We start from the raw sequence: 26,089 nt of genomic DNA, 5'->3' as shown, positions 1-26,089 counted from the left end.
TTGCAGAGCGTTACAAAGTTTTTAAATACTCAATGATCGCAAACGCACCGTCCTTGTCGTTTGACCAGTTGAGACGGTAGGTTTTCTTGCCTTCGACGATATCCTTGTCATGACCTTTGTTGCTCAGTGCGGGTACCGCATTGGTCTGGAACACATAACCTTCTTCCTTATCGCTTGTCTGTTGCGGGCTCCAGGAGAAACCGAGCAGTTTCTGGTCGTAATCGAGGCGGCTTTTGACGAAACTGGCTGGGCGTTCGTCCGGTACCAGCAGATGATAAACCGTCGGCACCGTGCCGTTGTGCAAATACGGCGCTTGCGCCCACACACCGCTCAACGGCCGGGCGTTGTAGCCGTGGTGTTCGCTATTGGGTGACATCAGCAAGTCTTTTTTACCGGCCAGCGAGACGCCGTCAAACTCGGCGCAAGGCTTGATGTCTTTGTTGTACAGCCGGATGGTGGTATCCGGGGAACAGTTGTCGTACAACCCCTTGCGTGCAGCGTAGTTCAGCACCGCGCCGACCACGTAAGCCCGTTTCATGCTGGTGCCGAGGTTGTCGTAGACCTTGCCGTTTTTCGGTTGATGGCAATCGGCGCAGTGTTCGGCGAATAAGTCCTGTCCCTTTTTGGCTAATGCAACATCGACTGCAAACGGATAAGGGCTGGCGGGCAGGCCATCGAGCAATTCTTCGGCAAACGCGGCGACGCGCACGTCGGTCTGTTCCAAGCCCAGCGTGAGCATAGCGACCAGGTTGCGGTAGATCGGCATCGGTATATTGCCGTTCCATTGCCCGCCGCCATTGATCAGCCGTTTATGGCTTTCATCCCAGTTGGCGAGGCGCTTGTCTTGTTCCCAGACCGACATGAAATCGGTAATGCCCGGTTCGGGCGGCAGGACGATACCGGCGAACCATTTCAATATGGGTTTACTGCGCAAACCGATATAGCCGTTGATCGCGCTCAAACCGGTGGCGTCGGCCATGCCGGGAAAACCGGCGATCATCGCGGATTCAAGACCAGGGTAGTTTTTGGCGACCAGAGCGCCAAAGCCTTCGTATTCGGCTTCGACGCGTTGCGCGTATTTTTTCACCGTTTGCCCGGCGGTTTTCTTGAACAGCGCGATCTGCGCCGCTTCGTAATCCGCATCGAATTTTCTGCCCGCGGATTGGTAATTGTTGTAAAAGTAATTCGGGTTTTGCTGGTGCGTGGCATCCAATGCGTTCAGCAGCTTTTGCGTTAGCACTGCGTAGCGCTCATCGCCGGTTTTGCCCGCGTAGGCTTTTTGGAGGGTTTGGTATGCTTTGACGCGGAACTGCACAATGTTGAACGAACCGTTCACCCCGCCGTCGAGGTAATCCATTTGCCCGTTTTCCAGCCGCACGCGGCCAATGTGGCAGGCGCCGCAGGTAAACGAAGCGTAGTCGATGTTGCCTTGCGCTTCGGCTCGCGATAAGCCGCTGAAACCGATACCGCGCGCGACCGGGAAAGTTTTTTGCCGCTCGTCGATGAACAGGCCGATCGCGTCGAGAAAGTTGTCCTCGCTGCCCCACAGTTCCGGCGCGAGTTTCGGCAGCAGTTTCAAAACGAGATAGGGAATGCCGTCGGCTTCGCTGAAGGCAAAATTGCCGAACCAGTCGTAAGCGACCTGATGCGATTGGAGATAGTCTGCTTTTTTCTGCACTATTTTGGCTTGCGCCTGCGGCCAATCATCCGGCACCGGGCTGACATAAGCCGGAGGCGATGGGGCTTCCAAGGGATGCGAACTACAAGCTGCGAGGGTGATGGCGGATAGGGCAAACAGAACAGCGATCCGGGTTTTCATGGACATTCCTTATCGTGAAGTTGAATAGAAGGCTCCAGGCTGTGCGGCATTTCTCAGCGCGGGCCGGTTGCCGCTTGGCTTTGGTAGCGCATCGGGAGCGGATTAACCGGTTTTTTGATTTTATCCTGTGTATATGTGCGTTACTGTACAGATCCAATTCAAAGATGATTGTAATGTAACTTCCGGGCAGTGGAATAAGTAATTCACGCCCGGGCTGCAACTATCCGGTTGCGGCTGAAAAGTTTTCAGGAGGAATTCCTGATTTCAATTATTTTCTCAGGGAGAAAAAACATGCAATTCAATAAAATGAAATGTACTCAGTTAGTGACCGTCATCGCATTGACGTTTTGCGCCTTTGGCGTTAATGCGCAAAAAAGCCATGTGCCCGCGCCGATGAATAAAGACCAAGTAGACGGCAGAATCGGTGAAGCCGAAGGTAAAGTTAAGGAAGCCACTGGCGTGATACTGGACGATAAAAAAATGCAAACGGAAGGCAATGTGCAAAAAAATGTCGGCAAAGCCCAGAAGGGTTATGGTGATCTCAAGCAAGATATTGAACAAGGTAAATGACACGAGCAAAGCTCAACAGGACGGGCGAATCACGGTAGACTGACGGGCTTTGTCTGTTGGAATCCGCGCTGCGCGATAGGAGAGTGAACGTACTGTGAACATTAAGAATTCGATCGAAACCAAACTGCAATCACTGCAACCGCAATTTCTGGAAGTGGTTAATGAAAGCCACCAGCACAATGTACCGGCAGGATCCGAATCCCATTTCAAGGTGACGATCGTTTCCGATGCATTTCAGGGAAAAATACTTGTGGCGCGTCACCGGATGGTGAATCAAATCCTGGCTGATGAGCTGGCGCAATCGATTCATGCGCTTGTTCTACACACCATGACGATGGAAGAATGGTTTGAAAAGAGTGGAACACGCAACGATTCGCCGCCATGCCTGGGGGGCGCTAAATCTCAATAGCCCCGGGATTAATCAATGGGCATCCATTGTTCGAGATTTTAGCCTGGTTACGAAGTGGCCAATTTAACCCTTGAGTTGTAAGAGCGCAGTAAAGGGGAAGTCTAATGCGGGATAGCGTTCCCGGTTATCTGCCCATTCGGGTATAGCAATTGAAAAATAGCGCAATCATTTCAGGAGGCAATCATGATCGAGCAATGGCAAGTCCCCAGTGCAACATTTAAAACGCGCGTGCGCGATGAATCGATAGGCGGCGATAATCCATTTCGCTGGCAGGATGTAACGACGGACGATATTTTTAAGAATAAGCGGATTGTATTATTCGCATTACCCGGCGCCTACACGCCGACCTGTACTACCGCGCATTTGCCTGGTTACGAGCAGCGCTATGACGATTTCAAAACGCTGGGTGTCGATGAGGTGATTTGCTTGTCGGTGAACGATGCATTTGTTATGTATCAATGGCGTAAACATCTCGGGGTCGAGCACATGTTCATGCTGCCCGATGGCAATGCCGAGTTCACGCGCAAGATGGGAATGCTGGTAGACAAATCGAACTTAGGATTCGGCATGCGTTCCTGGCGGTATTCCATGGTTGTTCAGGATAAGCAGATCGAGAAAATATTTGTGGAGCCAGGTTTTGCGGACCATTGCTCTACCGATCCTTTTGAGATTTCAAGCGCTGACGCTATGCTGAAGTACCTAAGATCTCGCTAACAGGCCGTTGAAAAACTATAAGTGTCATTACGAATCGTGCTGGGAGATATATTTTCCCAGTATCCTTTCGTATTGATCCTTAACAACCTCGTAACACTCGCACGCGGCGCCCAGCAGACCCTTCCGGTCAAGTAATTCGATTTTGCCGCGCGTATATTTGATGAACCCATTGTCCTGAAGCTGCGCGGCTGCGGCGGAAACGCTTTCGCGGCGCACACCCAGCACGCTGGAGATACGGCTGTGGGTCATATGGATGGTTGTCGTTTGCAGATTGTCGCTGATGATCAGCAAGAACCGGCATAGCTGCTGTTCGATAGAATGCAGGCGATTACAGATCACATTCTGAGAAATCTGGGCAAGCAGCGTCTGTGTATACAGCATGCAGATTTCCTGAAAGCCGGATATCTCTTCAAAATATTGCTCAACATCTTTGGCTTGCATCACATAGGCCTGGCCAGGATTCATGACTACAGCCCGTTTAGCCATTCGGGCATCGCCGATAAAAGTGACGACACCAACCAGTCCCTGCCTGCCGGTCATTCCAACCTCAATCGATTCGCCGTCTTCTGTTTCGTAGAGCAAGCAGATCATGGCACTCGTGGGAAAATAGATATGTTTGCGCTTTTCGTTCATTTCCCACAGGACTTCATCCAGTTTCAGGTCGACCAGTTTTAACGAAGGTTCAATCTTGTCGAATATCTTTTCCGGCAAGGCTGCCAGAAGCAGATTCTGTATTTGGGAGGGGGTTTTTTTGGCCGTGGGCATAATGGCTATCCAAATTATTCCGGCCTTGACCTGAATCGTCAGTTCGTCTGGAACTCGTTGATCTTTTTAAGAGAAGTGTTTTGCAGTCCGAATATTAGCATAATTTTGAGTGATCGCTCTGTGTGATACCGTACAGACGCTTCTTTTCGCGCCTCGTATCTTTTGCGTAATTGCAATTCATATCTGCCGCTTTTTCTTTTAGACGAACTGCAATGAGTGCCAATCGCTTAGCGCCTTTTACCTTGCTGGAGAATATGATATGAACGATATCAACATGCAGGCGTGCATAGATGCGTGTAGCCGCTGCCACGAAACCTGTTTGCATACTGCGATGAATCATTGTCTTGTAGTGGGTGGCAAACATGTCGAAGCCAGTCATTTCCGCCTCATGATCGATTGCGTCGAAATCTGTCAGTTTTCAGCTGACTTAATGTTAAGCGGTTCGATCTTTCATCACAGGGTTTGTGCTACCTGTGCAGAAATCTGCGAGGCTTGCGCCAAGAGTTGCGAACAGATCGGCGGCATGGAGGATTGTGTCAAGGCCTGCCGCGACTGCGCGGAGAGCTGCCGTAAAATGGCCGCCACCAGCGTCTTACCAGACTGAATAGTGGTGAAATCCGGCGGTAATCCTCAGTTTCTCCAGTTTTGATACTGTAACCAGTTAAAGCGATGGATTACCCGCATCAACTCCAATGAGCTGCAATGATCCAAGTAAAACCGGATGCGTTGATCCGTGCAACTCAGGGTGCGCTCTGAGTTAAATCTGGGAAATCGGGATACGGGAACACCGGAACCCTGAATTACAAATAGGCACAATACTGAATTGCCGCCTTCATTGGAGGAAATTGCCATGAATGAAATACTGGATGTGATTATCGTCGGAGCGGGTAGCGCAGGCTTGTCCGCGCTGCGGGAAGTGAGAAAATATACGCAACACTTTGTGATTATCAATGACGGACCCTGGGGGACTGTCTGCGCGCGGGTGGGTTGTATGCCATCCAAGACGCTGATTGAAGCCGCCAATGCCTTTCATCGCCGCGGTACCTTTGAAGAATTCGGTATCCGCGGCGGGGATCAGCTTACGCTGGATATACCGGCGGTGCTGCGGCGTGTGCGGCGGTTACGCGATGATTTTGTTGCCAGCACGGTAAAAACGACGGAAGAACTCGGTGAACGCGCCATTTCCGGGCGTGTGCGTCTGCTTGCGCCGGATAGATTGGAAGTCAATGGTACGGAATTGCGTGCGCATAAAATTATTATTGCGACCGGATCGCGTCCGGTTGTACCTGCGCCCTGGAATGCATTGGGAAACCGGTTGCTCACGACAGATACCTTATTTGAACAGGAAACGCTGCCCGCACGCATGGCTGTTGTGGGCATGGGGCCCATTGGCGCTGAGATGGCGCAGGCGCTTTCTCGGCTGGGTATTCAAGTGGCGGCATTTGGCGGTAAAGCGATTGCCGGATTAACAGACCCGCAGGTGATTGCAGTGGCGGCTGATCTGTTTAAGAAAGAATTTCCTCTGCATATGGGCGAGAAAGCCGAATTGAGCCTTGTGAAAGATGGCGTGCAGGTACGTGCCGGGAGTATAGAAGTGGTAGTCGATTGTGTGCTTGCGGCGTTGGGGCGACGTCCGAATATCGGCAATCTGGGTCTCGAGACATTGGGCGTCTCGCTGGATGAACACGGCATGCCGCCTGTAAACCCAGGTACCATGCAAGTGGCTGATCTGCCCGTATTCATGGCGGGTGACGCGAATGACCAAGCGCCGCTGCTACATGAGGCGGCCGATGAAGGATATATCGCCGGGCTGAATGCCATGCGTTCTCATCCAATTTGCTTTACACGCCGGACACCCTTGGCCATCGTTTTTACTGATCCGGACATCGCAGTCGTAGGCAGCCGCTTTGAGGCGCTCGATCCGGCAAAGATTGTGGTAGGAGAAGTACATTTTGACCGTCAGGGACGGGCGCGCGCCGGTCAGCGCAACAAGGGTATTCAGCGTCTTTATGCCGACGCAGTAAGCGGCAAGTTATTGGGTGCGGAAATGTGCGCGCCTGCTGGCGAACATATGGCACATCTGCTGGCACTGGCTATCGATCGCTCGCTTACAGTGCAGCAATTGCTGCGTCTGCCGTTTTACCATCCGGTTCTGGAAGAGGGTCTGCGCACGGCACTGCGCGCGCTGGCGGTGCAGCTGCCGTCCGTCAACGAATCCGATTTGTCCATGTGCGGCGCTTATAATACGGAAGCGCTTGATTGATAGCTGTCTTGCGCTGCATGCGCTAATGGCGCTATGACGAGCAGCCAGAATGCGGGATCAGGATAACAACGACAAATAGATTTCCCGGTAAGCCGCCGCGCTGGCATGCCAGCTGAAATCCTTCGCCATACCGTTTTTCTGCAAGCGATGCCAGATTTTTTTGTCGTGATAAGCCGCTGCCGCGCGTTTGATCGTGGCGAGCAAGTGATCCGCGCTCATCGTGTCGAATACAAACCCGCTGGCGCTGCCATTGGCCAGGGTTTGCGGTGTGCAATCAACCACGGTGTCGAGCAGGCCGCCGGTTGCATGTACTACCGGCGGAGTGCCGTAGCGCTGGCTGTACATTTGATTCAGGCCGCACGGTTCAAAACGCGACGGCATCAGGAAGCAATCCGCGCCGGCTTCGATCAGATGCGATAACGCCTCGTTGAAGCCGATGCGCACGGCGATAGCGCCGGGGTGGGCTTGCGCCAGCATCGACAGCTGGTGTTCCAATTGCGCTTGGTCGCTGCCGAGCACGATCAGTTGTGCGGGGATTTTTACCAGTTGCGGTGCGATTTGGATCAGCACATCGATTCCTTTTTGGTGGCTCAAGCGGCTGATTACACCGAATAGCGGAATCTCGGCGTTTACCGTCAGTTCCATCTGCTGTTGCAATGCGCTTTTGTTGAGCGCTTTATCGGCGAGTTTTTTGCTGCTGTAATGTTTGACTAGATGCCTGTCGGCCGCGGGATCCCACTCGTTGACATCAATGCCGTTGACGATCCCGGACAAGTGGCTGCGGCGCGTCGCCAGTAGTCCTTGCAAGCCGAATCCCAACGGTTGCGCTTGAATTTCTTCCGCGTAGTTGGGGCTGACCGTGGTGATATGGTTCGCGTAATAGAGTCCCGCTTTGAGGAACGACAGATTGCCGTAATATTCTACGCCGTTGATAGCGAAACTGTGCGGCGGCAATCCCAGTTGCACCACGCTGCCGGGCGGGAAAACACCCTGGAATGCGAGGTTGTGGATCGTCATGACCGTGGCGGCTTTTTTACCGGGGTGAAAATGCAGGTAAGCGGGCGTGAGACCGCTTTGCCAGTCATTACAGTGCGCAATGTGCGGACGCCAAGCGATCGGACTGTCGTCGCTGGCCAGAATTGCGCCGATTCTCGACAGCAAACCGAAACGCAGCGCATTGTCCGGCCAGTCGCGCCCGAATTCATCCATGTAAGGCCCGCCATCGCGGCGGTACAACCCCGGACAGTCGATGACAAAGACCGGAATGTGTTCGGTTTTGCTCAGCGAAAGCCGTGCCGACAGCAAGGTGGCGGGGGGGAATTGCGGCAGCGCGGTGAACTCGGCCACTTTGGATTTGTATTTAACCCCGGCCAGCACTTGCGGGTAACCCGGCAGCAGCAGCCGCACATCGGTATGCAATGCGCGTAATGCGGCGGGCAATGCCGCGCTGACATCGCCCAAACCGCCGGTTTTACAGAGTGGAAAAACTTCCGGCGTGATGAATAGAACACGCAGTTCTTGCGGTGACGGCATGAGGATTGTCTACTGGTTGGCCTTGAAGTAACCGATCAAGCCGTTGGTGGATGCGTCGTGAGAAGTGACGGTACCTGTGTGTTCCAGTTCGGTCAGGATTTTTCCCGCCAGCTGCTTGCCCAGCTCCACGCCCCATTGGTCGAACGGATTGATATTCCAGATCACGCTTTGCACGAACACTTTATGTTCGTACAGGGCAATCAACGCCCCCAGTGTTTCGGGATCGAGTTTTTTGAATAGAATCGACGTGGTCGGACGGTTACCGGGAAAAATTTTGTGCGGCAGCAATTGTTCCACGGCATTCGCGCTCATGCCCTGTGCAGTTAGCTCGGCGCGGACTTCCTGTTCATTCTTGCCGGTCATCAATGCTTCCGTCTGGGCGAAGAAATTCGCCAACAACATGCGATGGTGATCGCCGACCGGATAATGACTCTGGCAAGGCGCCAGAAAATCGGCGGAAACGGTTTGCGTGCCCTGATGCAATAATTGATAGAACGCATGTTGCCCATTGGTGCCGGGTTCGCCCCAAACGACCGCGCCGGTGGCGTAATCGACCGCCTCGCCGTTACGGGTGATGCGCTTGCCGTTGCTTTCCATTTCCAGTTGCTGCAAATAAGCGGGAAAGCGATGCAGCGATTGATCGTACGGCAATACGGCATGCGATGATGTATCGAAAAAATTGATTTGCCAGATACCGATCAAGCCCAGTATCACTGGCAGGTTTTTTTCCAGCGGCGCGGTGGCGAAGTGCCGGTCCATGCCGCGCGCACCGGCGAGCAGGGCATAAAAGTTGTCCATGCCGGCGGCGAGCGCAATCGGCAAGCCGATTGCCGACCATAACGAATAACGCCCGCCGACCCAATCCCAGAATTCAAACATGTTGTCAGGATCGATGCCGAATTTTTCCACCGCGGAGCGATTAGTCGATACCGCGACAAAGTGCTGCGCGATGTCTTGCTCGCTGCCGCCGTGCGCCAGAAACCAGGTGCGCGCGGTGTGCGCGTTGGTGAGCGTTTCCTGCGTGGTGAAGGTTTTCGAAGCGATGATGAACAAGGTTGTCTCAGGATTGAGATGACACAACGTGGCGGATAATTGCGCGCCGTCGATGTTGGAAATGAAATGCGCCGTGATGCTGCTGAGCTGGTAAGGCTTGAGCGCTTCGGTCACCATTACCGGGCCGAGATCCGAGCCGCCGATGCCGATGTTGACGATGTCGGTGAACATTTTGCCGCTGTAGCCTTTGCGCGCGCCGCTGTGCACCGCGATGGTGAAACGCTCCATTTGTTTCAACACGCGTTTGACTTCCGGCAACACGTCGATGCCACCCACATGGACCGGCTGCTCGCTGCGCAACGCGATATGCAATGCGGCGCGCTGCTCGGTGGAATTGATTTTTTCACCGGCAAACATGCGCTCGATCCAATCGCTCAGTTTTTGCTGCCGCGCCAGTGCCAGCAACAGATCGACCGTGTCCTGATTGACCGGTTGCTTTGAATAATCGAGCAGAATATCGTTGAACAGCAGCGAGAATTTCTCAAAACGCTGCGGATCTTGCTGGAATAAACTGCGCAAATGCTGTTGCGCCATGACGGGTTGATGAGCTTGCAGCGCAAGCCAGGCCGGTGATTGCGTAAGGGATGGCATCATATTTGTGTTAACTGCTGAGATTATGGATCATGCTGACGATTAGCCGGTTCTCTGCTATTTCCTGGTATTGATCTGCAAGGTGACGATCAACTCCGGTGCTGTGACCGGCCATTCCAGGATAAGCGTCGTTGCCTGCATAATTTTTTCAAACCCGCTTTCGGATTGCGATACCGAGAAATGCGGGTGTGCACGTAATGTAACCGGATGAGATGTCGTCAGTGTGACACTGCCGCCCAAGGTGTCATCGTCCAGGGTGAGTTCGGATAGACCGGTTAATTCGAGCCACTGGCCGAAGCCGCCGGGAATTTTACCTTGATAAATATAGCGTCCGCCGACACCGTCGCAGCTCGGCATCGCCAAGTTGATTTCGGTGCTGAAGCTGTGCGCCAGTTTGGCGGTGAAATGATAAGTGACTTGCAGCCGGTTGCCGTCCAGCATAATCAGTTTATGCACCGGATACGCCGTGTTTTCCGACTGGAAATGGTTGTTTTCAAGCGCTGAAGCCAGAGACCGGTAGGTGATGAACATGCCGTCCAGGCGGTCGACGAACAGATTACGCGGATGATCGTCCGGCACAATGTCTTCGGCGCTGATTTCATGCTTGTAGCTGATTCGGTCATGCGCGGAGGCGATGCCGCTAGTTGTGTGGCTGGATGGCGCGCCTGCGCCCGGTTGAATTTTCTGATAATAATGTTCGACCTGGCAGCGCAGGGTATCGCCAAAATTATGCCGGAGCGGATAGGCATCCAGCTCGCAAATGCTGGCAAACTGATCCAGTTTCAGCACGGCTTGCAGAACGCCATTGTGCAAGTAAGTTTCTTCCACGCCGTCCAGATCGGTGTCTTCGGTGAAATACGCCGCGCGTGGCGCGCGCGCGTCGAGCAACGCTTCCAGTTCAACCAGCGCGTTGTACACGGCGCGGCGCAGATGCGGCAAGTACAGCCCGCCGAACAGGCCGTGCCAGTAAGCATCGTTGGCTTGCGATTCGTAAAGCTTTTGCTGCATCAGCGCGCTGCGATACTTTTGCGGCAGCGCATTCAGCCGTGCGGATAGACTCAGCATGCGCTTATGCATCCAGTTGGATTCCGGGTAACGCGAGAAGAAGTTTTTCCAGATACCACCGCGTAAAAACGCTTTTTTGTGCTCGTACCAGCCGCTGGTTTTGGCTTGCTGCACCAAGTCCGCGTAGGTATTGGCGGATTGCGCGGGCAAGGTCCATTCGTTCATCTCAATGTACGATACCGTGGGCAGGTAGACGATGCCACGGGTTTTTTCGCTGGCGTGATATTCGCTGTAGTGCTGCGTGCTGATTTTGTTCGAAGCGAGTACGCCTTGAATAAAACGTTCGAGCCAGCCTTTTTCGTATACCCACTGGTAAGTTTCCGGCCAGATGCCGAATTTCTCGATGTCATCAAAGTAAATCGCCGCCGCGCGGGTATTTTGCGCATGCTGACCGGCGAGTGATTCCAGATAGGCGATGGTTTCCTCGACGGGAGAAAAAGGAATTTTGTAGCGCAGCGATTCGGAAATCGGGAATAAGTCGAGCTTATGGGAATCTTCTTCGGTGGTGAAGTAACCGTTTAATTCCTCCGGTGTTTTGCCCGCGCAGAGAAAATGGTAGTCGTCCACGGTGACATAGCGGATACCGCAATCCGCCAGCGACGGAACGACGGTGGATTCCCACACGCGTTCGGTGAGCCATGCGCCTTGCGGGCGTTGACCGAATTTTGCCGCTAATTTATTGGAGAAGGCGTCAATCTGCCCGGTGCGGTCGCGGTTGGGAATGACTGCCAGCACCGGTTCGGTATCGCCAGCGCCGAATAACTCCACTTGCCGCCGTGCGACCATTTCGTGCAGTAATGCCATATCATCGGGAAAACGCTGCAACAGGTAATCGAGCAGCCAGCCGGAGAAATGCACGGAAAAGCGGAAATCCGGATAGCGGTACAGCACCTGCAGAAACGGTTTGTAACAGCGCAGATGCGCGTCTTCGAGCACTTCGGGAAAATTACCGACGGGCTGGTGCGCATGCACACCGAAAAGTAGCGATACACGTTGTGACATTCAATGATCCTGGTAGTCGTTTTTAAAAACCAGCGCGACCGCACACCCGATTATACAACTGCGCGATGCAGTTGGAGCTGATCAGGTGCTATGAAGACCGCCGCATGGCACTGCTTGCTTCGTTTTGCTCATTGCCTTTGCTAATCGATTCCTGTAATGCCGGTGGTACCGGCAGTTTAAGTAAGCGATACAGATTCATCAGGTTCAACCGGAATAGATGATCGAAACTGGCGACCGAGTGCGCCGGGTTGTAATCGCCAAACCACCAGAACCAGTCGGAGCTTTCGCAGGAGGCCAATTGACGGCTGGCTTCAACCTTTCTTTCGTCGCTCAAGCGATCGCTTTGCATGACCAGGTCAAAACTCTGTTTTGCGGCGCAGAGCATATCCCAGGCATGATTCTTTTCCTTGTCGCCGATCCAGGTTGAGAAGGTGCCATACACCCAGCTACCGGCCGCCAGTGTTGGCAATGTTCTAGTAATATTAGTCTTCTCCGTGCCGGCGATATAGTTCCGGTACGTCGTGGTGCGGATAAACGGGTGGTTCTCGAGCAAACCATAGAGATCATCGAGAAAATAAAAGCCATTGTAGGGATACGACTCCCAGGCATTTTCTCCATCCAGAATCACACTGACTACCGGATTCTCACCGGCAGGGGTGCCATGGTAGATCCGCTCCAGCGATTGGATAAAATTTTCCGCGGCATCGCGGCCAAACCATTTGGCGTATTCAAAGCCGATCAAGTCGGACAATTGGTCGTCACGGAAAAAGCAGATGACTTGTCCGGATTCTCCATCGATTTGGTAGGGGCGGTACAAATACTCGTTGCGGTCCGGTAACGGCGCGTCCGGATAAGAAGCCCGCAGGCTATTGGCCAGTACGCCTTCGCCGCTCGCGCTCCATTGGCAATTTTGCTCGGCAAAGATTTTCAGTAACGCTGACGACAAAGCGCCTTCGGCTGGCCATATCCCGGTGGGTTGTTCATTGAAACGCTGGGTGTGGCTGGAGATGGCCGAAGAAAGATGAAACGCAACGCGGCTGCGGCCGCCCGGATACAGTTGGTGCTCCGGTAATGTTACGCCGGGTTGACTGTCGCGGGCGGAAGTGAAATCGATCAGCAGCGGTGCGAGCGGATGATAATGCGGCGTGGTGGATAACTCAATCTGGCCGGATTCGGCGAGTTTGCGGTAACGCGGGATCAGTTCCCGGATCAATTCACCGATCAGGTTGAACAGTTGCAAGCGGTTTTCATAGCTGAATTCCTGGCTTTGCGCCATCAATTTCATCACAAACTCGTTATTGCGGCGCACGCTTTCGCCCATCCACGCCAAGTGATACCACACCAGCAAATCGGCTAAATACTGCCCGGAGAAATAAGTCAGTTCGCTTTCGCTGCGTTTGTTGAACATCTGGTAGAGCTCGTGCAAACGCTTATAGGCCGGATACGGTTGCAGCATGGTGGTGTGATTGCTGAGAAAGCAACTGTCGAACACGTATAAGCGATCCTGGATGGAGATGTGTTCCAGGTCGGGTGTTGCTAACAGACGCAGCAAGGGGCTGCGGATTTGCCCGGTGGAAAATTGCATGGAGAAATCCTCCAGCTGATCCAGCAGCACCGGCACAAAATTAATGACTGCTTTGGTGCGCGGGTGCATTTCCAGATGATACGCCATGTCGGTATAGTCCTTGATGGCATGGAGATATACCCACGGCAACACAAATTCGTTGGTGACATAATCCCGGTAGTCCGGCTGATGCATGTGCCACAGTAAAACTAGATTTAATTGCTTCATTTAAAAATGGTGATACCCGCTGAATTATTGTTATTAGAGAGGCTTCTCATAGGTTACGTTCGCCATGACCAGGTCAGCAGGCCTTGTGGATTTCCTGTCCCAGCATTTCGGGTGTGATCAAGGTAATACCTCTATCTGTTACATAGAACCGCTTGCGATCTTCATCGGGATCATAGCCCACCACCAATCCTTCGGGAATGATGCATTTTTTTTCCACCACCACACGGCGCAGGCGCGCATGCCGGCCGACCACCACATCGGGCAGGATGACCGAATCTTCCACACTGCTGAAACTATTCACTTTGACATTGGAGAACAGCAAGGAACGGCGCACCGTCGCGCCACTGATAATGCAACCGCCCGATACCGAAGAATCCAAAGCCTGGCCGCGGCGGTCGTCGTCGTCGAAAACGAACTTGGCGGGGGGCAATTGTTCCTGATGCGTCCAGATCGGCCAGTCGGCATCGTACAAATTGAGCTGCGGGGTGACGCTGACGAGATCGACGTTGGCTTCCCAATACGCGTCGATCGTTCCCACATCGCGCCAGTACGGTACTGTATCCGATGCCATGTTGACGCAACTGTTCTGGAAACGGTGCGCGAAGACGCGGTAGCGCGGCACCAGGTAAGGAATCAGGTCTTTGCCGAAATCGTGCGATGAGTCCTGGGTTTGATGGTCGCGGATTAATTGCTGGTAAAGAAATGCGGCGTTGAACACATAGATTCCCATGCTCGCCAGCGCTTTTTCCGGTTGACCCGGTATCGGCGCAGGATGTGCCGGTTTTTCGGTAAAGCTGGTGACCTGCCAGGCTTCATTGACGCCCATCACCCCGAAAGCAGTGGCTTCTTCCAATGGAACTTCGAGGCAAGCCACCGTCATATCCGCGCCTTTCTGGATATGCTCGGCCAGCAGTTTGCTGTAATCCATTTTGTAAATGTGATCGCCGCCCAGAATCATCACGTATTTAGCTGCGTGGCGCTGCATAATGTCGATATTCTGAAAAATCGCGTCGGCTGTGCCTTGATACCAGGTTTCATCGGCCGTGCGCTGCTGCGCGGGCAGCAGTTCGATAAATTCCTTGAAACGCCCATCGAGAAAACTCCAGCCGTGCTGGATATGGCGGATCAGGCTTTGGGCCTTGTATTGCGTGACCACGCCGATGCGCCGGAAACCCGAGTTGACGCAGTTGGAAAGCGGGAAGTCGATGATACGGAATTTGCCGCCAAAGGGAACCGCCGGTTTGGCGCGCCAATCGGTCAGTTGATGCAAGCGGCTGCCGCGTCCTCCGGCCAGAATCAGCGCCAGTGTGTCGTGCGAAATGTTGCTGTGGAAGTGACTGCCGGTTTTGTTTTGCGCCTGGGATTCACCGGCATAGTGCGGTTCATTATGATTGTCCATCGCGATGTCCCTTTTTAATGCATGTCGATATAGTATCGTATTATGGCACTTTCTCACATTAAGCTCTCAGTTCAATTGTCTTAAGTCAAAGAGCAGACACGTTATAATTCACGAGATATCAGCCAACCGGTCAAATAATGTGATTACAGTCAGAAAAACTAACGCCATGCAAAATGCGCTGCTCGATGCGCGCCTGCACGATCCCTATGCCTACCTCGGGCTGCACCGTGAGCAGGGTCAAACGCTGGTACGGGTATTCCGTCCCTACGACGTACAGGTGTGGATCAGGACGGCAACCGGTTTTGAGCCGATGCAACGCATCCATCCGGATGGAATTTTCGAATGGCGTGGAGACACTGCCCCTGCTATGCCCTACCGTTTGCGCATCGAGAAAAAAGGGGAGCGGCATATCGTTTATGAGCTATTCGATCCGTATGCTTTTGCGCCGCAAATTTCCGATCACGATTTGTACTTGTTCAACGAAGGCAAGTTATGGCAGACGTATCGTACCCTCGGCGCACATTCTGTCAGCAATGCCGGGGTGAATGGCATGCGTTTCGCGGTGTGGGCGCCGAATGCTGAACGGGTCAGTGTGGTCGGTGATTTCAACCGCTGGGACGGCCGTATGCATCCCATGCGCGTGCATCATGCCAGCGGTGTCTGGGAATTGTTCATTCCGGAATTGCCGCCCGGTTCGCTGTACAAATTCGAGATTCGCAACCGCGCCAGCGGCGAGATTCTGATCAAAACAGACCCGTATGCCCAGCGCTTTGAACTGCGCCCTCAGACGGCGGCATTGGCGCCCGCGGATAGCGGTTTTGACTGGCAAGATACGGCATGGATGACTCATCGCGAGAACTGGGACTGGCTGCACGCGCCGCTGAACATCTTTGAAATGCACGCCGGTTCGTGGAAGCGCCATCCCGATGGGCGTTTTTATAATTACCGCGAGCTGGCGCAGCACCTGTTGCCTTATGTAGTGGACATGGGCTACACGCATATCGAACTGATGCCGGTTTCGGAACATCCGCTGGACGAATCGTGGGGTTACCAGACCACCGGCTATTTTGCCGTCACCAGCCGTTATGGCTCACCCGATGATTTCCGCTTTTTTGTCGATGCCTGCCACCAAGCGGGAATCGGTGTGATTCTCGACTGGGTGCCTGCGCATTTTCCGCAGGATGCATTCGCGCTGGCGCGCTTCGACGGCACGGCGTTGTACGAGCATGAAGACCCGCGCTTGGGATTTCACCAGGATTGGGGTACGTACATTTTCAATTACGGACGCAACGAAGTGAAATCGTTTCTGCTGTCCAGCGCGCATTATTGGCTGTCCGAATTTCATCTGGACGGATTGCGCGTCGATGCGGTCGCTTCGATGTTGTACCTCGATTACTCGCGCAAGGAAGGCGAATGGCTGCCGAACAAATACGGCGGCCGGGAGAACCTGGAAGCGATCGATTTTCTGCGCGATCTGAACGTCATGGTGCACGGTGAATTTCCCGGCGCGCTGACACTGGCGGAAGAATCCACCGCCTGGCCCGCGGTGTCGCGCCCGACCTACGTCGGCGGCCTGGGGTTTTCGATGAAATGGAACATGGGCTGGATGCACGACACATTGTCGTACATGTGCCAAGATCCCATTTACCGGCGCTATCACCAGGATCAACTTACGTTCAGCCAGCTCTATGCGTACAGCGAAAACTTTGTCCTGCCGTTTTCACACGATGAAGTCGTGCACGGCAAAGGCTCGCTACTCAACAAAATGCCCGGCGACGATTGGCAGAAATTCGCCAATATGCGCCTGTTATTGACGTACCAAATGACTTGTCCGGGCAAAAAACTCACTTTCATGGGCAATGAATTCGCGCAGCGCCTGGAATGGCGTGTAAGCGCCGAGCTGGACTGGGGTTTGCTGCAACAACCCTTGCATGCTGGTGTGCAAGCCGCGCTGCGCGATTTGAATCGCTGCTATCAAAACACCCCGGCCCTGCATCAACTCGACTTCGCCGCCGAAGGCTTTCAATGGATTGACTGCCAGGATGCCGATCAATCCACCATCAGCTACCTGCGGCGCGGCAAAGACGGCGCGTTCGTGCTGGTCATCCTCAACTTCACCCCGGTCCCGCGCAACGGCTACCGCATCGGCGTTCCCGCCGGGGGCATGTACCGCGAAATCTTCAACAGCGATTCGGCGTATTACGGCGGCAGTAACATGGGCAACCTCGGCAACATCGCCAGCGTGCAAATGCCATGGATGGGATTCGCCGACTCGATTGCGATTACGTTGCCGCCGCTGGCGGGGGTGGTGTTTGCGTTGCAATCATGAGTGATATTTTTATTGCGTATTCGAGAAGCGATGCTGCAATTGCGGAGCGTTTGGTGCAACATTTTCGCCAGGAAGGCTGGGAAGTTTTTATCGATAGCAAACCCATGTGGGGCGGCGTTGGCATAAGGAAATCGAACGCGAATTGCATGCAGCAAAAGCGGTAGTGGTGCTGTGGTCGGCCACGTCGCGCGATAGCGATTTTGTACTGGAAGAGGCGGAATACGGTAAACGCAAAGACATTCTCTTTCCGGCGTTCATCGAGCGCGTGGAATGTCCGTATGGATTTGGTCGTATTCAAACTGCGGATTTGATTGGTTGGGATCATCGGACGGAACATGCCGGATTGGCTCAATTGTTGGAATCGTTGCGGGTACATTTGAATGGTTCCACTACTGGATCGCCAATAATCGCTGAGCCAGCAAAGTCGGCTCCTACTGCTCAAACCATATTCACACTCGGTGACACCTTTCGCGATAAATTTAGGGGCTGTAGTAGATTAGCTTAACTGATAAGCTAATTTGTAAGAAATCTCAGGGTTGTTTACAGAGAGGTTGATTGAAATAAGCGTGAAGTATTTCATAAGGGGTAGCATTATTCAAACTCTTATGAGGTTTGACGGTATTGTAGAAGTTAATGAAACGGGAAAGCAGAATGCGCCGATCGGCGCAGTCTTTAAAGGAAATCTGGCTGTGCCACATATCCATCAGGGTGCGGATGACTCGTTCGGCTTTGCCATTGGTTTGCGGACGATTGATGCGGGTAAACTTCTGTCCGATACCGTGTTGTGTGCAAGCTTTGCCGAAAGCATGGCCGTCAGTTCCTTTAAATTCCTTGCCGTTATCGGAATAAGCGCAGTCGATCTGATACGGACATTGGGCAATGACAGTGTCTATGAGAAAGCGAGCTGCGCTGTGTTGAGTTTTATCGGGAAAAATATCGGCATACAGCTCCCTGGAAAAATCATCGATGGCCACAAACAGGTACTCGCGAGGTTCATTGGCGGATTGCCCTTTCAACAAGGAAAGCCGCTTGGTATCAAAGTGAACAAGCTCACCTGGGTAAGACTTGTTATAGCGTTTGGCTTCACGCTTGAGCCGTTCCTGGATGGCTTGTTCGACCTTAGCCAGGCGCTTAAGACCGTATTGCAACGTCTTGAACCGCTGATTGGTGCTGTCACGCGGCGTAAATTCCTGCAGTCTCGCGCGTTTCAGTACATCATAAATCGTTGGCCGGCTGACATGAAAGCGTTCCGCCAAATGCGCCACCTTCCACAGCCGGGTTTGATAAAGCCGCCAGATTTCCTGACGATCTAATAAAGTTAATCGGGTGCGTTTGTGTATGTTCATCTACAGTATTCTCCCAAATACTGTAAACAACGCTAGTAATTCTTACAGCTAATTTAGGGCCTGTTAACGCTATTTGATATAATTTGGTGATGGAAATCACCGAAACTCAATATCAACAGATCGAGCACTGCCTGCCGCGTCAGCGTGGCAACGTCAGCCATTCCAATCTGCAAGTTCTCAATGCCATTCTTTACGTTGCCGAGCATGGCTGCAAGTGGCGAGGACTGCCCAAGCGATTCGGCAACTGGCATACCATCTATACCCGCATGAATCGCTGGGCAAAGAGTGGTGTACTGAGCCATGTATTTGGGCAACTTCAGCATCAGCAAATCATCCGTATCCGTATTGAAACTGTTTCGCTGGACAGCACCAGCATCAAAGTCCATCCCGACGGTACGGGTGCGTTAAAAAAAACGGCCCCCAATCCATCGGAAAATCTCGAGGTGGATGGACCACCAAAATTCATCTGGTTGCCGCAGATTCCAGAACAACCATAAGCTTTGCCCTCTCGCCCGGTCACGCCCACGATGCGCCAGAGGGCAGGCAGCTTTTGCTTTCCCTCGGTCCCGTCAATACGCCCACCTACCTGCTGATGGATCGTGCTTATGAGGGCGACCAAACCCGGCAACTGGCACTAGATTTGGGTTACATCCCGGTTGTTCCGCCCAAAGCAAATCGCTTGTCACCCTGGGAATACAACCGTGCCATGTACAAAAAACGCAACGAGATCGAACGATTGTTCAGAAGGCTCAAGGGATTTCGCCGCATCTTCTCCAGGTTCGATAAGCTCGATGTCGTCTTCATCTCCTTTATCCACTTCGCTCTCATCGTCGAAGCAATCAGATTGTGTTAACAGACCCTAATGAAGATAAGTCATTGTAGATTATTAAAGAAAACGCAATCAAGGTTGTTGGAATATTTTGTGTTGGAAGTTACAGCGCGATCAGCAGCCGATATATTGGGAATTCAACCTAATAGTGCAGCACTGTTTTATCGCAAAATACGGGAAGTGATTGTTTATCATCTAGAGCAAGAATCTCACGAAATTTTTCATGGTGTAGTGGAATTAGATGAAAGCTACTTTGGTGGTATTCGTAAGGGCAAGCGTGGTCGCGGCGCTGCGGGTAAGGTTGCTGTTTTTGGCATATTGAAGCGCGGTGGCAAGGTTTATACGAGGGTTGTTGGAGATACTAAGACAGAAACGTTGATGCCGCTAATTACTAGAAAGATAGCGCCTGACAGCATAGTTTATACAGACTGCTATCGTAGTTATAATGCGCTCGACGTGAATCATTTTTACCATAAGCGTATCAACCATTCCACACTATTTGCACAAGGTAAGAATCACATCAACGGCATTGAAAACTTTTGGAATCAGGCCAAACGCGTCTTAAGAAAATACAATGGTATTCCTAAAGGATCATTTCCATTGTTTCTCAAGGAATGTGAATTCAGATTCAATTATGGAACTCCTAAACAACAGTTAAAAATTTTGAAATCTTGGACTCATATTTAACCTGATCTACTACAGCCCCTAAATTTAAATTTGGCGGTGAAGGGCCACTAATGATGGTTATTCCTACTGGGCGTTTTTTGATGGGTTCGCCGGATGATGAGCTAGGAAGGCACGATAACGAAGGATCGCAACATGTAATCCGCATCGAGAATCTATTTGCTCTGGGTGTTTACTCGGTGACTTTCGATGAATACGACCAGTTTTGCAAAAATACTCAACGGGAAAAGCCAGATGACAAAGATTGGGGGCGAGGGGATCGCCCGGTCATCAACGTTACCTGGCATGACGCACAAGCATATTGCAAGTGGCTAAGCAAACTAACAAAGCAATACTATCGTTTGCCGAGTGAAGCCGAATGGGAATATGCTTGCCGCGCCGGAACCCAAACACCGTTTTATACCGGGAAAACGATTAATTCCGATCAAGCAAATTTTGCTGGGAACCATGGCCAAACACTGCCGGTGGGTTCTTTTCCGCCAAATTCGTTGGGATTGTATGATATGCACGGCAACATTTGGGAATGGACGCAGGATTGCTGGCATGGCCATTACGACCATGCGCCGGATGACGGTTCGGCTTGGCAGGATGAGAATGGTGGCGATTGCAGGCTTCGGGTGGTTCGAGGTGGTTCGTGGCTCAACAAACCACAACTCTTGCGGTCGGCTAAACGTAACTGGGTCCTCGCAGGCAGGACGAACATCAGCTTGGGTTTTCGCATCGCCAGGGTTTTTTGACCTTTGATCTTTGCGCTTTTGCTCTTTGCGAAGTGCAGGGGCGCAGCCCCTGCGGATTTCTTGGCGAATAGGCTACACAAAAGGGTTTTTTATGGTGAGCTGCTGATCGATGACTTGTCCGTCGTGCATGTCCTCGGAATACAAAGTAGTGCAACCTGCGAGCAAGGCTGCTGCGACGATCATGGCGTCGTATATTGAAAGACGGTATTGCATGGAGAGTTGAATTCCACGGTCGTGAGTGTCAATCGTTATTGGCTCCACGGCGCAAATCGTTCGTATTTGCGTAAGGATTTCCTGAATTTCCTCAAACGGCATTTGCAGCTTCCTCGATGCTACGCTGGCAAATTCGTTGAGAACTTGAACGCTGATGGTGCTCCCGCTAGCGATGATATCTTCCGCTTTTCCGGCTTTTATGGGATCTGCGGACAATAAGTACAGAAGAATATTGGTATCCAGAAATGCCTTATCGGTCATGGGCTTCGATACGGTCGAATTTAAAATCCGCTGGTAATTTTCCGCGGTATTTTCTTAAGCGGGCAAGAATCTCGCGCACTTCGGGTGTTTTGCTGATTTCCAGGTCGCGCGATCCCGTGACATGAATTTCAATATTGTCACCTTCCTTGAGATCCAATACTTCAACCACGGCGGCGGGTAATCTTACCGCTAAGCTATTACCCCATTTGGCAACTTGCATTAGTTAATCCTTAAGTAATGATATACATAGATTTATAGTATATCTTGAATTCGGTATTCATGGTTTTTGGTGTTTAAACATTAGATTTCATCGGTTCGCCACAACTGCGCTGCGCCGCGCACGCCGGAGCTGTCGCCGTGGATGTTTTTCAGAATCGGGGTGATGAGCTGATCGTTGAACACGTAATGCGCGACGCGGTTGCGGCCTTCGCTGTAGAGCCGGTCGATGTTGGAAAGCCCGCCGCCAAGGACGATGGCATCGGGGTCGAGGATGTTGATGACCATCGCCAAGGCGCGGCCGAAGCGGTCGAAGAAGCGTTGCATCGTTGCTTCCGCCAAGGCGTCGCCTTGCGCTGCCAGCGCCACGATGTCGTTGGCCGTGAATGTTTGATTGCCGCCGTGGCGGTGATAATCGGCGGCCAGGCCGGGGCCGGAGATCAGGGTTTCGACGCAGCCTTTCTGGCCGCAGTAGCAATCCGGCCCATTCCATTCGAGGATATTGTGTCCCCACTCGCCGCCGATGTGCTGGCGGCCTGGGTGCAATTGCCCGTTGAACACGATGCCGCCGCCCACGCCGGTGCCCATGATCACGCCGAACACCATGCCGTAACCTTTTCCCGCACCATCCAGCGCTTCGCTCAGGGCGAAGCAATTGGCGTCGTTGGCGATGCGCAGCGGGCGTTGCAGTATGTTTTGCAAATCCTCCAGCAGCGGTTGATCGTTCAGGCAAACGGTATTGGAATTTTTCATTTTGCCGGTTACCGCCGAAATGGCGCCGGGCGTGCCGATGCCAACCGGGCAGCGTGTGCCGGCTTCCGCTTCCAGATCGCGGACGAGTTGCCGCAGGATTTGCAGAATGGCGGAATAACCTTCCGCCTGCCGTGTATCCACGCGCTTTCTCAGCAGCTCGTTGCCACTGTGGTCGAGCACTACGCCTTCTATTTTTGTACCACCCAGATCAATACCGATACGCATGTGTGAATCTCAATAATGTTTTGCTCAATGGATAGTGCCAGGGTTTTTAGATCGATTGCCGGTTGTCCAGCGCGCCGCGCATGAATACCAATGCGCCTTTGCCGGTCGAGATCGGACGGGATTCCGAGCCCGCCGGTGCGAGTTGCCAGTCGCCGCTGCGCAGCAACGTGTCGCCGAAGAATGCGTCACCTTCGAGCAACAGACACTCTTCGTCGTGCGCGAGCAACGGTTGCGGTGTGGTCCAGCACGCATCGGCGGCGATGCGGATCAGTGCCGACCGGCTATGGCCATCGTCGTATAGCGGTTTGCTGGAGACGCCGGGCGCCACATCCGACCATTCGCCTTCGTTGGCGCGGATGGTGATTAATTCGCGGCCTTCGCCGAGCAGGAACGCGGTGAGCAAGTCGCGCGCGACTTCCGCGCTGTGGCCTACCGGTATGCCGCGCAAATACAGCAGCGCGCCACTTTCCGACGAGATTTTGCCATGCCGGCTGCCCGCGCGCGCCATGTGATAATCTCCGGTACTCACCCTGAGGTTTCCGAGACTGGCCGATCCGCGCAATACCACGCATTCTTCGTCTTCATGGTGGCGGTGCATCGGCAGGCTGGCGCCGGGTTGGAGATCGAGCAAGAAGGCACGGCTGTTTTTATCCAGCGTTTTGGCGCGCACGCCGGGGCGGATCTTGCGCCACTGGCCTTGATCGCTGCGCACGGTGATGCGCGCCGATTCCGCAGCCGCGCTGGCATGAATGCGCTGAAAAAGCTGCGCGCGGATTTTTGCGCGTTGTTGCGCGCTCGGCTGCAATGACGCCATTCCTTCCAGCAAAGCCGATTCGACTTTTTCTGCGTGTTGCGGATTGTCCGGGTCTAATGAATAGCGTTTTTTCATCATTCAAAGCCTTTGATTAAATCGTCTTCCAGCACCTCGTGCAGCTGTTTCAGGGCGCGGCGGATATGCGACTTTACCGTACCCAGCGCCAGGCCCGTGGAAGCAGTGATCTCTTCGTGCGTCAAACCGCGGAAGAAAGCCATCGCGACCAATTGCCGCTGGACCGGTTCGAGTTGCTGCAACGCCTGATTCAATTTCAGATTATGCTGCGTAGCGGCCAGCAGATCTTGCGGATCGCCGTCGTGCGAAGGTTCAAGGGCTAATAGAAGCTCCGGCTCCTCGCAAAGTTCAGCATGATCTTCCTTGCGCAAGTAATCCAGCGCGCGGCTGCGCGCGATCGTCAGCAGCCAGGCGATGACGTTGCCGCGTTGCGCATCGAAGCGCGGCGCTTCGCGCCACACTTGCCAATACACGTCCTCGCTCACTTCCTCAGCCGCTTGCGCATTGCGCGTGATGCGTAGCGCTACGCCATAAACCCGGTTCAGCGTGGCCTCGTACAGATCGGCCAGCGCCTGCTCGTCATGCGCCGCAATCGCAGTGACTAAAGCCCGCATGTGCGCATCCGCAGCGCTGCTGTCACGATTGTGTGTGCTGCTCGTCGTCACTCCCGGTCAAATCCTTCGCATTACGTTGGTCTTTTTTCTGTGCTGAAATATATCATCAGATGCGTTCAGGCACACGGTTCCTGTCGCCGGCGGTAAAAAATCATCACACTAAAAACTACTGATAGTAAGGCGTGATAAACCGGCTGCGCGCGAGTTTGCGGGGAATGCGCACATCTTCCGGTTGCAGCCATTGCCGGTTTCTCCTCAGTGTTATCGGGCTGAATGGATTTGTCAGGCCAGTAAGGTGTATTTCTGGATGTCCGGTGCTTGGGCCAGCAGGGGCGTTACTTCTGCCAGTGCATTCTGGATATGCGGCGTGCCGAAGTGTGCGACGATGGCATTTTCGTCTGTCCATTCTTCGATAAACAAAAATTCAACCGGATTACCGTCATTGCTGAATAACTGGTAGCTCAAGCATCCAGCTTCCTGGCGCGTTGGTGCGACGATTCCTTGCAGAATCGCTTGCACTTGTGGAATTTTGTCTGCGCGTGCGATGAGGTGCGCAACGACTTTGATAGTTTGCTTCGACATGAAATTTTCCTTCCTTCGGTTGATGAGCCATCTCAAGCGATATGAAAGCGATCGCTTCTATAAATCTATACGAAGGAATCTGCTGTTTGGATGCAACGGACTATGACTGCATGATTGAGTGAGCCGGTTTTTTTTCTTGTGAGTGCTATTTAACTGTCTGTATATAAATTGAATATGCAGAAAGATTAAAAATCTTATGATGGCTTGCATCCAAATCTCAAGTGGCTGCGTATTGTGCAATGGAAGGACTTCAAAAATATTTTTGAGAGATTCCACGAACTGCCAGTGAGAGCGGAAACGCGTACTGGAAACAATAATCTGAAATGAATGAACAGGAGAGGAAATCATGATGTTTGCACAATCAAGACAAGTTTCACCGGAATGGCTTAAATATCTCGCGATGGCGTTAATCTGCGCACTGGTTGCCGTCGATGGCATCGGTTCGGTCATGGCGGATCAAGTCAAGACCAGTACACAGCAAACAAACACCAGCGATAGCTCGGACGAACCGCGTCTGGTGATACATAGTGACTCTGTTGCGTCTCGATTGGGCGGGTATTATGGCATTTTGGCGTTTTTGGATAACTATGCATTGCCTGCTTTATTGTCCGATCGTGAAATCGCATCGTTCTTTGGCAATTTGACGGAAACCCCCGTGGATATCTCGCAGTGCTTGGCCATGATGCTGGATCATGACTTGGGCGGTTCCTCACGGCATGATGGCACCGTGCTCGATACCGGTCATAAATGCCGGGGTTCGATGCCTAAAATTCACAAGGGGCGCAATATTCCGGATAGAACCATTACAAAATTCATTCAGATCATCGGTCAACAAGCTGAGTTGGCCGGTATAAGCGAAGCCGATATCAAAGCCGTTGCCAAGGTGCTTGAGCAAAAGCGTGCTGGGGTACGTAACAAATAATTCAATTCCTTCCGGTTTTATGCCCCGCTGCGTGTGGCGGGGTTTTTTTATTGCGGTTGAGAGAAACGGGAGTTATTGCATTGAATGCAAGCCGATCATGTTGCCTTCGGTGTCCCGGATCAAAGCGATAAAGCCATAGGGACCGATGGACATTTTTTCACGGATCAAATGCCCTCCCGCAGAGGCTGCACGAGCAGCCTCAACAGCACAATCCGCACAGGAAAAATAGACCAGCACAGCATTTCCGCCGAATGGCCCGTCTGCCATTTTGACCAGCGCGCCGGATGCGCCCATTTGACCTTTCAGCATGGGAAAACTCCGCTTTGACAGATTGGCGATTGATCAAGGTTTCTTCAGATTCATGAATAAATTCAAATTCGGCATACGATTGAAGGAAATCCACAAGGAAAAATCGGGATATTTGTCTGCCGGAAAAAAGAAATCTTCAGGGCAAATTAGTTAATTTTTTGTGATGTTTTAGTTAATTTTTTACTTGATTTGTAAGATAGCATATAAGAGCGGTGTAAAAGAATGAACAATAATCGTAAGAAAAGTAATAAGTTAAAGTAAGTAA

At 52.6% G+C, this 26,089-nt stretch carries 26 protein-coding genes; 10 read left to right on the top strand and 16 right to left on the bottom strand.

Annotated elements, in window-relative coordinates; all coding sequences use genetic code 11:
• Positions 1–10: 10 nt before the first annotated feature.
• Positions 11–1,819 (bottom strand): cytochrome C, encoded by a 1,809-nt coding sequence (locus R2083_RS12315; protein WP_317538641.1) that lies wholly within the window; start codon positions 1,817–1,819, stop codon positions 11–13.
• A gap of 291 nt (positions 1,820–2,110) precedes the next feature.
• Between R2083_RS12315 and R2083_RS12310 the strand changes: the two genes are divergently transcribed.
• The 3 genes from R2083_RS12310 (at position 2,111) to R2083_RS12300 (ending at position 3,512) form a co-directional block, all read left to right on the top strand.
• On the top strand, positions 2,111–2,389 hold the full coding sequence (locus R2083_RS12310; RefSeq protein ID WP_317538640.1) for a CsbD family protein: 279 nt from the start codon (positions 2,111–2,113) through the stop codon (positions 2,387–2,389).
• Between the two features lie 94 nt (positions 2,390–2,483).
• Positions 2,484–2,798, top strand: a complete 315-nt coding sequence (locus tag R2083_RS12305; protein WP_317538639.1) for a BolA family protein — start codon at positions 2,484–2,486, stop codon at positions 2,796–2,798.
• Positions 2,799–2,981: 183 nt separating this feature from the next.
• Positions 2,982–3,512, top strand: coding sequence for a peroxiredoxin (locus R2083_RS12300; protein WP_317538638.1), 531 nt, complete (start codon positions 2,982–2,984; stop codon positions 3,510–3,512).
• A gap of 27 nt (positions 3,513–3,539) precedes the next feature.
• On the opposite strand, the gene R2083_RS12295 is transcribed toward R2083_RS12300, so the two are convergent.
• Entirely contained in the window at positions 3,540–4,277 is a 738-nt protein-coding gene (locus R2083_RS12295; RefSeq protein WP_317538637.1) for a Crp/Fnr family transcriptional regulator, read from the bottom strand.
• A 94-nt stretch (positions 4,278–4,371) separates the two neighbouring features.
• Positions 4,372–4,656: a hypothetical protein gene (locus R2083_RS12290; protein ID WP_317538636.1), complete on the bottom strand. Its 285-nt coding sequence runs from the start codon at positions 4,654–4,656 to the stop codon at positions 4,372–4,374.
• A gap of 471 nt (positions 4,657–5,127) precedes the next feature.
• On the opposite strand from R2083_RS12290, the gene R2083_RS12285 reads away from it, so the two are divergent.
• Positions 5,128–6,540, top strand: a complete 1,413-nt coding sequence (locus R2083_RS12285) for a dihydrolipoyl dehydrogenase (RefSeq protein ID WP_317538635.1) — start codon at positions 5,128–5,130, stop codon at positions 6,538–6,540.
• Positions 6,541–6,597: 57 nt separating this feature from the next.
• Here R2083_RS12285 and glgA read toward each other — a convergent pair whose 3' ends face one another.
• From glgA to glgC, 5 genes are all read right to left on the bottom strand, one after another.
• The gene (gene glgA / locus R2083_RS12280) at positions 6,598–8,073 is read right to left on the bottom strand and encodes a glycogen synthase GlgA (RefSeq protein WP_317538634.1); all 1,476 of its coding nucleotides are present in this window, start codon (positions 8,071–8,073) and stop codon (positions 6,598–6,600) included.
• Positions 8,074–8,082: 9 nt separating this feature from the next.
• Positions 8,083–9,717 (bottom strand): glucose-6-phosphate isomerase, encoded by a 1,635-nt coding sequence (gene pgi / locus R2083_RS12275; protein ID WP_317539004.1) that lies wholly within the window; start codon positions 9,715–9,717, stop codon positions 8,083–8,085.
• 57 nt (positions 9,718–9,774) lie between these two features.
• On the bottom strand, positions 9,775–11,784 hold the full coding sequence (locus R2083_RS12270) for an alpha-amylase/4-alpha-glucanotransferase domain-containing protein (protein ID WP_317538633.1): 2,010 nt from the start codon (positions 11,782–11,784) through the stop codon (positions 9,775–9,777).
• 88 nt (positions 11,785–11,872) lie between these two features.
• Complete coding sequence (locus tag R2083_RS12265; protein WP_317538632.1) at positions 11,873–13,576, bottom strand: glycoside hydrolase family 57 protein; 1,704 nt, start codon at positions 13,574–13,576, stop codon at positions 11,873–11,875.
• Positions 13,577–13,649: 73 nt separating this feature from the next.
• Positions 13,650–14,975 (bottom strand): glucose-1-phosphate adenylyltransferase, encoded by a 1,326-nt coding sequence (gene glgC / locus R2083_RS12260; protein ID WP_317538631.1) that lies wholly within the window; start codon positions 14,973–14,975, stop codon positions 13,650–13,652.
• Between the two features lie 166 nt (positions 14,976–15,141).
• Between glgC and glgB the strand changes: the two genes are divergently transcribed.
• Both glgB and R2083_RS12250 read left to right on the top strand, forming a co-directional pair.
• Positions 15,142–17,304, top strand: coding sequence for a 1,4-alpha-glucan branching protein GlgB (gene glgB / locus R2083_RS12255; protein ID WP_317539003.1), 2,163 nt, complete (start codon positions 15,142–15,144; stop codon positions 17,302–17,304).
• A 106-nt stretch (positions 17,305–17,410) separates the two neighbouring features.
• Positions 17,411–17,809: a toll/interleukin-1 receptor domain-containing protein gene (locus tag R2083_RS12250; RefSeq protein WP_317538630.1), complete on the top strand. Its 399-nt coding sequence runs from the start codon at positions 17,411–17,413 to the stop codon at positions 17,807–17,809.
• A 25-nt stretch (positions 17,810–17,834) separates the two neighbouring features.
• Here R2083_RS12250 and R2083_RS12245 read toward each other — a convergent pair whose 3' ends face one another.
• Positions 17,835–18,650: an integrase core domain-containing protein gene (locus R2083_RS12245; RefSeq protein WP_317537428.1), complete on the bottom strand. Its 816-nt coding sequence runs from the start codon at positions 18,648–18,650 to the stop codon at positions 17,835–17,837.
• An 89-nt stretch (positions 18,651–18,739) separates the two neighbouring features.
• Between R2083_RS12245 and R2083_RS12240 the strand changes: the two genes are divergently transcribed.
• The 3 genes from R2083_RS12240 (at position 18,740) to R2083_RS12230 (ending at position 20,900) form a co-directional block, all read left to right on the top strand.
• Positions 18,740–19,503, top strand: a protein-coding gene (locus R2083_RS12240) for an IS5 family transposase (RefSeq protein ID WP_317530936.1) whose coding sequence is annotated in 2 segments (ribosomal slippage) — positions 18,740–19,055 and positions 19,055–19,503 — 765 coding nt in all. Because the reading frame shifts where the segments join, the coding sequence is not laid out codon by codon here.
• 9 nt (positions 19,504–19,512) lie between these two features.
• Positions 19,513–20,166: an IS1595 family transposase gene (locus tag R2083_RS12235; RefSeq protein WP_317537191.1), complete on the top strand. Its 654-nt coding sequence runs from the start codon at positions 19,513–19,515 to the stop codon at positions 20,164–20,166.
• Between the two features lie 50 nt (positions 20,167–20,216).
• Positions 20,217–20,900: a formylglycine-generating enzyme family protein gene (locus tag R2083_RS12230; protein WP_317538629.1), complete on the top strand. Its 684-nt coding sequence runs from the start codon at positions 20,217–20,219 to the stop codon at positions 20,898–20,900.
• Positions 20,901–20,972: 72 nt separating this feature from the next.
• On the opposite strand, the gene R2083_RS12225 is transcribed toward R2083_RS12230, so the two are convergent.
• From R2083_RS12225 to R2083_RS12200, 6 genes are all read right to left on the bottom strand, one after another.
• The gene (locus R2083_RS12225) at positions 20,973–21,374 is read right to left on the bottom strand and encodes a PIN domain-containing protein (RefSeq protein ID WP_317538628.1); all 402 of its coding nucleotides are present in this window, start codon (positions 21,372–21,374) and stop codon (positions 20,973–20,975) included.
• Positions 21,364–21,594, bottom strand: coding sequence for an AbrB/MazE/SpoVT family DNA-binding domain-containing protein (locus R2083_RS12220; RefSeq protein ID WP_317531526.1), 231 nt, complete (start codon positions 21,592–21,594; stop codon positions 21,364–21,366). Before R2083_RS12220 ends, R2083_RS12225 begins: the two co-directional genes overlap by 11 nt.
• 80 nt (positions 21,595–21,674) lie before the next feature.
• Positions 21,675–22,568, bottom strand: coding sequence for an ROK family protein (locus R2083_RS12215; protein WP_317531525.1), 894 nt, complete (start codon positions 22,566–22,568; stop codon positions 21,675–21,677).
• A 46-nt stretch (positions 22,569–22,614) separates the two neighbouring features.
• Positions 22,615–23,457: a cupin domain-containing protein gene (locus tag R2083_RS12210; RefSeq protein WP_317538627.1), complete on the bottom strand. Its 843-nt coding sequence runs from the start codon at positions 23,455–23,457 to the stop codon at positions 22,615–22,617.
• Positions 23,457–24,062, bottom strand: coding sequence for an RNA polymerase sigma factor (locus tag R2083_RS12205; protein WP_317538626.1), 606 nt, complete (start codon positions 24,060–24,062; stop codon positions 23,457–23,459). Before R2083_RS12205 ends, R2083_RS12210 begins: the two co-directional genes overlap by 1 nt.
• Positions 24,063–24,293: 231 nt before the next feature.
• On the bottom strand, positions 24,294–24,593 hold the full coding sequence (locus R2083_RS12200; protein ID WP_317531522.1) for a putative quinol monooxygenase: 300 nt from the start codon (positions 24,591–24,593) through the stop codon (positions 24,294–24,296).
• A gap of 346 nt (positions 24,594–24,939) precedes the next feature.
• Here R2083_RS12200 and R2083_RS12195 point away from each other — a divergent pair, with 346 nt between their 5' ends.
• Positions 24,940–25,515 (top strand): hypothetical protein, encoded by a 576-nt coding sequence (locus R2083_RS12195; protein ID WP_317531521.1) that lies wholly within the window; start codon positions 24,940–24,942, stop codon positions 25,513–25,515.
• Between the two features lie 72 nt (positions 25,516–25,587).
• Here R2083_RS12195 and R2083_RS12190 read toward each other — a convergent pair whose 3' ends face one another.
• Complete coding sequence (locus tag R2083_RS12190; protein WP_317538625.1) at positions 25,588–25,824, bottom strand: hypothetical protein; 237 nt, start codon at positions 25,822–25,824, stop codon at positions 25,588–25,590.
• Between the last annotated feature and the right edge of the window lie 265 nt (positions 25,825–26,089).

Origin of the sequence: Nitrosomonas sp. Is35 (assembly GCF_033063295.1) — a bacterium.
Lineage (GTDB): Bacteria > Pseudomonadota > Gammaproteobacteria > Burkholderiales > Nitrosomonadaceae > Nitrosomonas.
Note: the sequence above shows the minus strand (reverse complement) of the source record. Positions and strands in the feature narration are given on the sequence as shown.